An 11,846-nucleotide genomic window follows, 5' to 3' on the forward strand; every position below is an offset into this window, starting at 1 on the left:
TATACTACAATATCAACACTGTTTTAAAACATATCCTTCTGCTAAGATTTATTTTAAACTATAGTATAAAAGTAATATATTTATATCTATTTTATATCTATAATTTTTTCTTATCAATAACAAAATAAAAGCATGGATAAAACTCAATTTATTAAGATCCATGCTTTTGAAATAAGTTGGATAAAATTATATTTAACTTATTACAACTTTAGTTGCTTCGGGAATATTATCCCAGATCCATTTTGCATTTATTTTATTTAGCCTAATACAACCATCAGATAAAGCATTTCCTAATCTTCCATCTCTAATTGATCCATCTAAATTATATATTATAGAGTGAAATAAATAGTTTCCCTTAAATTGTGTATAATACCAACACTTATACCCCTTATTCACTCCAAAATATAAGCCTTTCACTCCAATTGTAAAAGTTCCGGTAGGGGTAGGTGTTTCTTTTTTACCAATTGTACATAAATAACTATGAACTATTTTCCATTTTCCTTTACTTCCATTAAATATATTTACTTTGAAATTTTTTAAATCTACCCATATAAAATATTGAGTTTTACTTGAAAAGTTATTTAGATTAACATAGTCAGTAACAATAGTTTCATAATTTGCTCCTGCACCATCAATAAAATTCTTCCTATTGTATATTAAAAGTTTATTAAAAAAATCCTTCATTACGATTATCCTTAACAATTATTCTTAAAATAGTATATGAATGATTAAAAAAAATGTATAAAGCCTAATTAATCTTAATTATTTTTATTTACAGCTTTGTTTTGATAGTTTTATCTGTTTTTTTAAATAATTTTTTGTTATTTTAGAAGTGTATACTTTTAATTTTAAAGCTTTAGATATCTCTATTTTATATTTTTTATTTTTTATACATTCCTTTAATTCTTTTATTGTATGACATTCAGTTTCAAAGCATGTCTTTACAGTACCAAGTTGTACTGGATAATGACTATCACTTCCTGTTACATAGGGTATATTTAAAATTTTTGATAAATTTGCTACTTCATTCTCTACAATCTCAATACCTCTTTTATAAATATCTTTTGTATTTAAATCTAGTGCATCCAATCTCTCTAAATACTTTTTAGGCTGTAAGTATAATTTGTGATTTTCTCTATAAGGATGGCTGCCTATAATTAAGCATTCATATTTTTCACCTAAATCTAGTAGTTTTCCAAAAGGAATAAAATTATTTTTTTTAACATGAGGTTCAAGAGCAGTTCTAATTTTTAATATAGAATCCCTGTTTCCTGATACTATGACATGACCGCCATATCTTATATCTACTTCCATACCAATAAAAACTGAAAACCCATTAACAATATATCTATCTCCATCATATTCATAGTTATTTTCTAAATAAGAGTATGAAGACATTAGATCAACTGCATTAAAATGTTCACATAAAATAAATCCATCCAAGCCATTTTCTTTTGCATATTCTATTCCTAACAAAAATAATTCAGGATCAAAATTAAGTTTTTTACTAAGAATACCATGTACATGGAAATCTATATTCATGATTTATCTCCTTAATTTAGTACTTAAATACAGTTATTTAAATTAATACTATAATACATGAATATGTATTAAATTAATTATTGTCACACCATATTTTATGAAAACATAAAGTGACTATAGAAGTTTTATACCCTCAACTCTAAATCCAATTTCTTTATTAGCTAGCCTATAGCTCTCTCTTATTATTTCTTCCTCACTAGCTTCATTTCCTAATAAACTATCTATTGTAAGTTGAGCTCTATTGCTAAAGTATTTATCCAAAAGATTTTTTTCTATATCTTCTTGTGTTCCTATAGAATAATCATCCAGTATATGTTTAACATTAAATCCTTTATCTCTTAAAGCTCTTCCAACAAGTATACTCCTGTGGCATCTTATTGGGTCTTGCATAGCTCCAAGTAATACTATTCTATAACCTTTGTTTATTCCATTTCTTAGTCTATCTATACCTTTGAGAAAAGAAGATTCATTAACTACTTTTTCGAAATCTGCATATCCTTCCTCAGTATAAGATATTTTTAAACTTCGATTAGCAGCGAATTCTTCTGCCATATAAATATATATAAATCCTGCTTGTGTTAAAGCTTTTTTTATTGTCTCTTTGTTAAATTGAACATTATACTTAGAGTATGGAATCCCTCTTATATCAACAACAGTATCAATATCATAATGCTTTAGCATATAAATTAATCTCTCTAAAGAGTAGTTAGAATGTCCTATTGTGTATATTTTCATATTACTTCTCCTTTATTTTTGAACAATTTGGCTTTTATGATTTTTTAGTTTTTCTCGATAACCTTTTTCAACTTATCAACATACTTTTTTCTATAATGCTTTTATTAAATTCATCATTTATTTTTTACTCAATAACTCATATTAATTACTAATATCTCATAACATTTTATACTAAAATATATTAAATATATATAAAAAGTAAAGTTATGTTATATGCGTACGATAATAAGTAAGTAGAATTTGTTAAGCTATTATAAAAGGCTCTCTTTATTTTTTTATATAACTTAACAGATCATTTAATTACATAGGGGGATTAATAATGAAAAATTTTAAAAAACTTATTACAGTACTTTTATCTACTTTAATGTTAGTGACTATGATAGCAGGATGTGGTAAAAAGACTGAAACACCAGAAAAATTTGCTGAAGCATTTCACCACTTAACAATTTATGGAGATACAAGTGCTCTAACATCTCTAGGCCTTAATGATGAGGAAGCAAACACATTAAACACACAACTTGAACAAACATTTAAGGATGCAATTAAAAATAATCTAAATTCTGCTGGCTTATCATTTACAGATGATAACATAAATAATATTTTTGAAGCTCAATTAAATGCTCAAAAAAGAACAACTTGTACTATAGAACCAGTATCAAGTGATGCTGAAACTGCAGTTGTAAAAATAAAAACAACTCATGTTGATATAGTAGGTCTTGATGAAAAAGCTGCTAATGATGCAATGACTGAAGTACAAAATATGAATATTACAGATAGAAAAACAGCATTAAATAAATTATCTGAACTTTATATTTCAAAGTTAATAGAAAACTGTACTGGTGCAGAACCATCATCAGACACTGTAGAAAATACATTTGCGTTTAAAAAAGTAACTGATGATAAAAATAGAAAAGTATGGGTTCCTGATAACCCTGTTACATTTGGAAATAAATTAGCAACTATGGTAACTCGATAATATAAAAAAATATTTAAGTGGATGAATTGGGGCTGCTGCATTTTTGCAACAGCCCCTTAACATTAAATAATTATTATTTTTTTAATTATTCCAACTAAAATTATATGATCCTCCACCTATTGGAACAGTATAAGAATGATTACTTCCATTTTCCCAAATTACTTTTCCATTGCTATCCTTCTTTATAGCTTTAAATTCATAATTATTACCTTCAGCAAGATTTACAGTTACTACTGCTTTTCCATCTTTATAATCAAATTGTGATGGATATAATCCAGTAGTCCAATTAGCCATTTCCCATCCATCTCCTGTTAAATATAAACTTTCTCCATTTCTTAAGTTAACATTATCTACTGTAAATGTTACAGGAACAGGTTTTTTTACAACAATATTTGCAAAAGAATCAAGTTCAGCTTTTACTGTACCATCATTATTAAAAAGATTTCCAAATCTTAAAAGAGTAAATCCTGAAAAATTATAATTATATAACATTTCAGCGCAATTTTCATATGATTGATTATTATCTTTAATATCTAATGCATTTTCTCCAAAGATTTTCATACCTTTTTCTTTAGCTAAATTTGCAACATTTATAATCAGGCTTTTTGGTGCTGAATAAAACGGATCTTTATATGCATCTGAATCATTCATCTCAAGGCATGTAAAAGTTAAATCAAGATTTGATTCTTTAAATTCATCGAGTAAAGAGCTATAATTATAATAACCTGCACAATACTCTGTAGAACGTGGCATGATTGGACTATTAATAAGCCAATGTACACCAGATACTTTTGCTCCTATTCTAACATTAAAAATTGGATCAAAGTTTTCATGTGCAATTGAAGCTATTTTATCCAAATGTTTTTCAAGAACTCCTTGATACCATTTTAAAAAATCTTTTCCGTAAGTTGTCTTATAACCATTCTCAAAAAAGTTATCTCCATCAGTAGGAGGATTTATTTCTTCAAAACTTGTTAAATTTGTATTCCAAGCATCATTAACAGAAGAAATAGTTGTATACTTATTTTTTATTGAATTTTGAAAATCTGATACAGCTGCATCACTATAGCATTGCAAATATCCACGTTCTGGATACTTCCAGTTTAATGCTATATTATAAGATGGAAATCTTAATTCACCTGAAGGACCACCAGAAAGGTAAACTTTAGTTATAATATCTTTATAGTCACTAAAGTTTGATGCAAATGAAGCATAAAGTTCATCATATTGCTTTTCAATTCCAGACCACCAAGGACTAAGAGATTCTTTATCCCAACGTCCTATTTCATCTTTAAATTGCATATTATCAACTGTATCTTGTGTCCATAACCATGAAGGTAGCGGTCTATATGCTGAATCGTTTACATTACTACCACATTCATGCGTAGATATAATAGGAACCCATTTTAATCCTGATTCACGAACAACATTTGCATATGTTTTATAATAATTCCAGTCAAATTGATTATCACCTTGACTTTCAACATCACCCCACCATACATCTGTGGTAAGAGCGTATACCCCCTTATTTTTAAGAGTTATTAGTTGTTCTTTAAACTTGTCCCAATCATTTATCTTATCTAATGGAGCCATTACATAAGCTTTGTAATTTGTGTTAATAGATGATGCATAAATACAAGTATTAGAAGATAAATTTAGCGTAACCGTTATCATCAAAACTAATACAAATCCTAAAATTTTTTTTAATTTTTTATTCATAAATTTCATTTCTTATTTCCCCCTTTATTTTTATTTAACCCTTTAAAATTAATATTTAAACTATTTATTATTTATACCCCCTTCCCTAGTTATCTATTGATACAAGTTATATTGAATAAATTTTAAAAAATATACTGATTTCATAATTAAAACAAAATCATTAGTATTTTCTTTATTTAAATGGTTGTTTTATTAAAAGAATACGTTAATTAATATGTTATTTATTATGTTATTTATTATGAAATATTAACATGTTTTTGCATTAATTAAGAATATTAAGTTTAAGCTTTATGCAAACGTTTGCTTTGATGATTAAAAAAATATACTATAATGATTATTTTAATTTTAAGACATTATGATATGTAAAGATAAATTAATTACACAGATTGATTACAAATATAATCAATAACTATTATGGTAATTTATTGAATAATATAATGATACCTAAAAATGTAATAAAATTCAAGAGATAATTATATTTAATGTTCATTTTATAGATTAATACCTTATTCTCTGTCTTTAACAAGTTTTTCAAGCAAAAGTATCTAGTAGTTTACCTCTCTTCATATAAAGTAACATTTTTACTTATATTATCTATCTAGGTACTAATAATATTATTTATAGATACTAAGACATTTATTATATAAACTCTAAATATAAAATTGTGATACCCGATAATATAGCGAACAAAAAAGTGTTCGCCTTAATTCTAATTGATGTTTTTACCTTCTAGCAATTCTTTAAACACCATGTTATGTTCTATATCTTTACTCAAAGCTTGAATAACTCTTATAATATCATTTTCTGTTATTTTATTATTAGAATTTATGGAAATTCCAATTATGTATGCTTTAATTATTCTATAACTATTTTTTAATATATTAATGCTTTGTAATAAATTTTGTCCTTTATTAAAAGGTATTAAATCTTTGAAAATCTGGTTTACCATATAATTTTCAAAAATATAACTATACTCTTTTATAAAATTAAAAATGTTATTGTGATTTTCTAAATATTTAGATACATCCTTCACTTTCAAAATACCATTTTTATATTCATTTACACATTTTTTAAGTTTAAAACTTCTTATATTATTTATAAGTGTTTCATCCGCTAACATAGTAAAAAATATATTGTTTTCTCTCAGTTCTACTCCATTTAAACAATAGTAATTCATTGATTCTTCATTAAATTCTTCTAAAAGTTCTTCCAAAGCATCATAATTATTGGAATTGTATAGTTTTTGTATTTTTTCATAAAATTCAGTAAGAATATTTAATCGTTCATTTATAGAAAAATCTCTTAATTGCATAATATTTATAGAAATTACTCTTATATCCCAAAAATATTGAAGAAGACTTTCTGTTCCATCGAATGATTCACTATCAATAATTCGTCTTATTTCTATGGTATCTTCATCAAGCTCCTCTTCTGATTCAATAAACTCCATTTTATCTTTATTTAAAAATGCTTTAAAACATATTTCTTCACATGAAGGTAATCCACTCTTTTCATATACACCATCTACAATATTAAACACTCTAGGATATCTTTTGCAAGTTATACAAAGATTCTCTTCTCCAATTTCTCCATGTATATCGCAAAGCATATTAGAATTTAAAAAAGGACATGTACTTTTATCTTTAAGTATCATAAATCCATGATTAAAAGTATCATGTTCATTTTTATCTTTAATAAACTTTCCTTGTACTAAATCTTTAAGTTTCCCTTCACTGTTAATGTATTTATTATATGTATCTAAATCTATATTTATATCCCATCCTGCACAACATGTATCTGTACACTTTGGACCTATACATTTAAAATCATATATATATTTAGGTATAAAAGTATTTACTTTCATAATTAACTCCAATCTTTTACGTGAAATTTTAAGCGATTTATATTATAGCATATATCAAATTCAGATATGTTGTTTTACAAATAATTATTTTATATTTTATTTAAGGTAATCTTAATACTTTCATTTAGGCAATTTATTTTTTTTATTTGCTATAATTATAAATCTAATATCATTAAGCACTTATTATTACAATATAATAATATAAATAATAATTCTTAGGAGTTAAATATGAATGATAAATGATAAACGTGAATGCAATTTATACTTTGATCCAAATCCAGAAAACTACTTAATCGAATATAGAGGCAATTTTAAAGAAAAAATAGATAAAATCTCATATGCCTGTGGAGATATAATTAATGAAACTCTTGGAGTTATAGCAGTAAATTCTTCTGATTTACCTCGACTTTTAAATGATGTACCTGAAATTATATTTGTAGACTTTAGAGCTATGTTTGTATTGCAAGATATTTCTCCAAATTCTGTTGATAATATAAATGTTATTAAAATTAATCCGTATTTAAATTTAACTGGAAAAAACGTATTAGTTGGAATAGTTGACACAGGCATAGATTATTTAAATGAAGAATTTATTAGAGAGGATGGTACTTCAAGAATTATTAATATTTGGGATCAAAGCATTAGAGAAAAGTCCAATATTGATAATTCTTTATATATTGGTGAAAGTTATTCAAATGAGCAAATAAATAATGCAATTAATGCTTATAAAAATAATGAAGATCCATATAAAATTGTTCCTTCAAAAGATGAAATTGGGCATGGAACAAAAGTTGCTGGAATTATTGGAGCCAGAGGATATAATCCTCAATTTAAAGGAATAGCTGAAAATAGTGACTTTGTTGTTGTAAAATTATTTGAATCAACAAATTTTAAAAAAACATTAGTTGAAAATAGAATTAGTCCTATTCCCGTTTATAATGCATCAGAAGTTTTATATGCAATAGAATATCTAAAAAATTTTGCTATACGAGTAAAAAAGCCAATGGTAATATACTTAGGTGTTGGAAGTACTGAAGGTAGCCATGATGGTATGAATTTAATTTCTAGATATGTATCGTCTATTTCAAGTATAAGAGGTATAGTTATAGTGACTGGTGTAGGAAATGAAGGCGACTCTCAATGTCATACATCTGGTTATATTAAAAATGTAAATGATGTAAAAACAGTTGAATTAAAGATATCTAAAGAACTTAAATATTTTTCATTTAAAATATGGGTACAAAAACCTAATAGAGCTTCTTTAACTATAATTTCTCCAACTGGAGAATCCTCTAAATTAATTAAATCAAAAATCGGTAAATCTCAAAAATTTAATTTTGTTTTTGTAAATACTACTGTAAATGTTGACTACTATACTCCTGAATATTATACAGGTCATGAAGTTATCGATATCAGTTTCAATGCTATAAAACCTGGAATATGGAAATTTGAATTATTAGGAGAGTATATTACTAATGGAAGATTTGATATTTGGCTTCAACCTAAAATTACTTTACCAGAAAATACAATATTTCTCGAACCAAGTCCTCTTAATACATTAACAATACCAAGTACAGCTTTTAATACTGTTACTACATCTTACTACGGCAATGATAATGCTTTAATTGCTGCTTCAGGAAAAGGATTTAATACAAATAATGCAATTAATCCTGATATTGCCACTATAGGAATAAATATTTTAACAACTCAAGTTTCTGGTGGCACTTCCTTGCTATCTGGAAGTTCTGCAGCTACTGCAATAGTAGCTGGTGTTTGTGCACTTTTATTAGAATGGGCAATTATAAATAAAAATGATCCAGCTATATATTCAAAAAAAGTTAGAAGTTATTTAATGCACGGAGCATATAGAAATAAGATCTTTACATTTCCAAATGAAGAAACTGGTTATGGTGATTTAGATTTATTAGGAATTTTTAATTTTATTGGTGGATCATATAGAAACTCTATTAATCCATTTGTTCGTAGATCATATAGAGACTCTATTAATACATATGATGAATTCATCGAATATTATGTAGATGATTTGTTTATACGAATTCCAAAAGATATTATAGGAGGTAAACTATGAAAAGGCAATTTAATATTCCTAGAAATATTTTTAATGATACAAATAATGATAATTATATTATTCAATATCAAGGTGATATTATGGACGAAATTTCTAAAGAACCTAATTATTATGTATTATTAATTAATGATAAATATGCAATAATATCTGTACCCAAAGACACAGAGCTAACTGATATACTGTCAAAATTTCCTTCCATTGTATATGTAAAACCTGCTGAAATGTATACCCTTCAATCTATTTCTCCACTTGAAGCCTCTCAAGCTAATTTTTTACAGATAGATTTACCTTTAAATTTAACAGGAAAAGGTGTTAATATCGGTATTATAGATACAGGAATTGATTATTTATGTGAAGAATTTATGGATTCAAATGGAAAAACAAGAATTGAGTGTATATGGGATCAAACAATAAATAATGATACTGATAGTAATAGTATACCTTTTGGTAGCATTTATTTAAAAGATAAAATAGATGAAGCTATTGAAGCATCTATAAATGGAAAATCACCATATGAAATAGTACCAACAAAAGATGATATAGGTCATGGTACAAATATGGCTGGACTAATTGGAGGAAGTGGTAAAAATCCAAATCTAAAAGGTGTAGTACCATCGTCTGATTTTGTAGTGGTAAAATTAGTAGAGGATTATTCATTTAAAGAACAATTTAATGTAAATATACCTGTATTTAATATAACTTCTATCTTTGCAGCCTTAGAATTTTTATATAAATATTCTTTACGTGTTTCTAAACCAATAGTTATATATCTTCCTCTTGGAAGTAACTTAGGAAGTCATACTGGAAATGATATTTTAGAAAAATATTTAGAAACACTATCATCCAATAGTGGGATTGCAGTTGTTACGGGAACTGGAAACGAGAGAAACAAAAAAAATCATACTAGTAATGTATTGTCTTATACTAACTATATAAAAGTAATTGAAATGGATGTATCCCCTGAAGAAAAAAATCTTTGGGTTGAGATTTGGACAGAGTCTCCAAATGTAGTTTCTTTAGATATAGTTTCCCCATCTGGAGAAAATACAGGTACAATGCCTCCTTTGATTAATTCTACTGAACTTTATACATTTATATTTGAAAAAACGTCAATAAAAGTTAATTACTATTTGCCAGAAGAATTCACTGGTGATGAATTAATACGTATTAGATTTTATAACATACAACCAGGACTATGGAAACTTAGATTAATTGGAAACTATATTTTAGATGGAAAAGTTAATGCGTGGATGCCTCAAGAAGGTATTAAACATAAAGATACAGGATTTAGTTGGGCTGATCCTTATGGAACCATTACCAATCCAGGAACTTCTGAATATTTAATTACTGCTGCTGCTTACAATCAAAATAATAATAATATGGTAGATTATTCCGGTGTAGCATTTATGGAAAATTTTCAAAATAAAATAGATGTTGTTGCTGGTGGAGTAAATGCTTTAACTGTAGCACCAAATAATCAAACTGCAATTGTTAACGGGACAAGTGTATCAGCTGCTATATTAGCTGGAACTTGCGCTATGCTGTTTGAATGGGGAATTATTAATGGTAATTATCCTTATATGTATTCTCAAAGTATAAAAACTTTTCTTGCAAGAGGTACTACTAAAAGAATTGGTGATATTTATCCTAACCCTCAATGGGGATATGGAATTTTAAACATAGTAACTATGTTTCAAAATATGACATAATATATAACTTAAGATTATGTCATTAATAATAATAAATGGTACTATTAATTACAGTCTTTTAAATTATTAACTAATCTCACATTTTAAAATTATAAACTAATTCATAGTAAGAAGTACCTAGAAATAGATTTAAATTATTTCTAGGTACTTTCTGCTACTATATCATTATACATTTCTATAAAATGTTTTTAAATGCTAATAAAATCTTATTTAACAAAATTAAGAACTTAGTGTATATATTTTCATTATTTGAATTATCAATTAATTATTTATAATTTTTATTACACTTTTTAAATTCATTGTATTTATCTAGTACATCTTTATTATCCTCAAAAAACATATTCAGCATCTTTATATTTTCTACAGTTTCGCTGCCTATAACGTGTTCTATTAATTCAGTTTCTATAAGTACTTCATCTTTTCCACCTAGATATTTTAAAAATTTTTCTATTATTATATGTCTATCTAAAAGATATTTGCCCAAAGTTATACCATTTTCAGTAAGTTCAATTACTCCATACTTTTCATAATTTATAAGTGCTAAATCTCCTAGTTTTTTCATCATTTTAGATGCTGATGAATCTCTTACATTTAACATTTGTGCAATCTTATTTAATCTAATTGAACTTTCTTCAAGACTGCATCTATATATCATTTCTAAGTAATCTTCCATAGCAGGTGTAAGTAATTTTCTAGTTGAATTTATATTTTCATATCCTCTTACTGTATGAAAATTTTCTTTCATTTTATCACCACCAATATTTATTTATATATTTTTACTTTATGTGTGTCACTTTAGAATTATTTCTCATATCTTAGTTTAGAGAAAGATTTTTAGCCTTAAGAAACACTCTTTCTCTAAACTAAAAACATTATATAAAAGGAGATATACAAGTTATGAATGATAATTCTTTAAGTAATACAATTTCACTTAACAAACTACCTTTAGGGAATAAATGTAAAGTAAGCAAATTGGATGCTGATGGAGTAATTAGACGAAGATTTTTAGATCTTGGATTAATAACTGGTACAGAAGTTGAATCTTTAGGACAAAGTCCATCTGGAGATCCTATTGCATATTTAATAAGAGGAGCTGTTATAGCTATTAGATCTGAAGATGCTTCTAAAATTTTAGTGGAAACACTTTAATGTTAAGCTTATTTATGTCTAATCCATTAATTTTATAAATAAAATTTTAAGTAATGTATAAAG

Annotated in this window: 10 protein-coding genes; 4 read left to right on the top strand and 6 right to left on the bottom strand. The window is 26.0% G+C overall.

Features of this window, described 5'->3' with window-relative positions; translation table 11 throughout:
• Positions 1-192: 192 nt before the first annotated feature.
• The 3 genes from NG904_RS08465 to NG904_RS08475 form a co-directional block, all read right to left on the bottom strand.
• Positions 193-684 carry a L,D-transpeptidase gene (locus NG904_RS08465; RefSeq protein WP_252231086.1) on the bottom strand — a complete coding sequence of 164 codons (492 nt, stop codon included), beginning with the start codon at positions 682-684 and terminating at the stop codon, positions 193-195.
• Between the two features lie 84 nt (positions 685-768).
• Positions 769-1,542, bottom strand: a complete 774-nt coding sequence (locus NG904_RS08470; protein WP_252224342.1) for a PHP-associated domain-containing protein — start codon at positions 1,540-1,542, stop codon at positions 769-771.
• 114 nt (positions 1,543-1,656) lie between these two features.
• Positions 1,657-2,277, bottom strand: a complete 621-nt coding sequence (locus NG904_RS08475; RefSeq protein ID WP_252231088.1) for a DUF488 domain-containing protein — start codon at positions 2,275-2,277, stop codon at positions 1,657-1,659.
• 319 nt (positions 2,278-2,596) lie between these two features.
• Here NG904_RS08475 and NG904_RS08480 point away from each other — a divergent pair, with 319 nt between their 5' ends.
• Complete coding sequence (locus NG904_RS08480) at positions 2,597-3,253, top strand: DUF5105 domain-containing protein (RefSeq protein ID WP_252212283.1); 657 nt, start codon at positions 2,597-2,599, stop codon at positions 3,251-3,253.
• Positions 3,254-3,334: 81 nt separating this feature from the next.
• On the opposite strand, the gene NG904_RS08485 is transcribed toward NG904_RS08480, so the two are convergent.
• Positions 3,335-4,981 (bottom strand): family 14 glycosylhydrolase, encoded by a 1,647-nt coding sequence (locus NG904_RS08485; protein ID WP_252231090.1) that lies wholly within the window; start codon positions 4,979-4,981, stop codon positions 3,335-3,337.
• A 700-nt stretch (positions 4,982-5,681) separates the two neighbouring features.
• The gene (fliB, locus tag NG904_RS08490) at positions 5,682-6,836 is read right to left on the bottom strand and encodes a flagellin lysine-N-methylase (protein WP_252231092.1); all 1,155 of its coding nucleotides are present in this window, start codon (positions 6,834-6,836) and stop codon (positions 5,682-5,684) included.
• A 232-nt stretch (positions 6,837-7,068) separates the two neighbouring features.
• Here fliB and NG904_RS08495 point away from each other — a divergent pair, with 232 nt between their 5' ends.
• Complete coding sequence (locus tag NG904_RS08495; protein WP_286674329.1) at positions 7,069-8,925, top strand: S8 family peptidase; 1,857 nt, start codon at positions 7,069-7,071, stop codon at positions 8,923-8,925.
• Entirely contained in the window at positions 8,922-10,634 is a 1,713-nt protein-coding gene (locus tag NG904_RS08500; RefSeq protein WP_252231094.1) for a S8 family peptidase, read from the top strand. Before NG904_RS08495 ends, NG904_RS08500 begins: the two co-directional genes overlap by 4 nt.
• 265 nt (positions 10,635-10,899) lie before the next feature.
• Here NG904_RS08500 and NG904_RS08505 read toward each other — a convergent pair whose 3' ends face one another.
• Positions 10,900-11,379 (bottom strand): metal-dependent transcriptional regulator, encoded by a 480-nt coding sequence (locus NG904_RS08505; RefSeq protein ID WP_252231096.1) that lies wholly within the window; start codon positions 11,377-11,379, stop codon positions 10,900-10,902.
• Between the two features lie 152 nt (positions 11,380-11,531).
• Here NG904_RS08505 and NG904_RS08510 point away from each other — a divergent pair, with 152 nt between their 5' ends.
• A complete protein-coding gene (locus NG904_RS08510) occupies positions 11,532-11,783 on the top strand; it encodes a FeoA family protein (protein ID WP_252212290.1) in 252 nt (83 codons plus the stop codon).
• Positions 11,784-11,846: the final 63 nt, after the last annotated feature.

It is taken from the genome of Clostridium sp. ZBS15, assembly GCF_023845705.1.
GTDB lineage: Bacteria > Bacillota > Clostridia > Clostridiales > Clostridiaceae > Clostridium > Clostridium aquiflavi.

Excerpts from the sequence above, each read along its gene's own strand:
- NG904_RS08475 (WP_252231088.1), bottom strand. The coding sequence starts at position 2,277 with ATGAAAATATACACAATAGGACATTCTAACTACTCTTTAGAGAGATTA.
- fliB (WP_252231092.1), bottom strand. The coding sequence starts at position 6,836 with ATGAAAGTAAATACTTTTATACCTAAATATATATATGATTTTAAATGT.
- NG904_RS08495 (WP_286674329.1), top strand. The coding sequence starts at position 7,069 with ATGATAAATGATAAACGTGAATGCAATTTATACTTTGATCCAAATCCA.
- NG904_RS08510 (WP_252212290.1), top strand. The coding sequence starts at position 11,532 with ATGAATGATAATTCTTTAAGTAATACAATTTCACTTAACAAACTACCT.
- NG904_RS08500 (WP_252231094.1), top strand. The coding sequence starts at position 8,922 with ATGAAAAGGCAATTTAATATTCCTAGAAATATTTTTAATGATACAAAT.
- NG904_RS08470 (WP_252224342.1), bottom strand. The coding sequence starts at position 1,542 with ATGAATATAGATTTCCATGTACATGGTATTCTTAGTAAAAAACTTAAT.
- NG904_RS08485 (WP_252231090.1), bottom strand. The coding sequence starts at position 4,981 with ATGAAATTTATGAATAAAAAATTAAAAAAAATTTTAGGATTTGTATTA.
- NG904_RS08480 (WP_252212283.1), top strand. The coding sequence starts at position 2,597 with ATGAAAAATTTTAAAAAACTTATTACAGTACTTTTATCTACTTTAATG.
- NG904_RS08505 (WP_252231096.1), bottom strand. The coding sequence starts at position 11,379 with ATGAAAGAAAATTTTCATACAGTAAGAGGATATGAAAATATAAATTCA.
- NG904_RS08465 (WP_252231086.1), bottom strand. The coding sequence starts at position 684 with ATGAAGGATTTTTTTAATAAACTTTTAATATACAATAGGAAGAATTTT.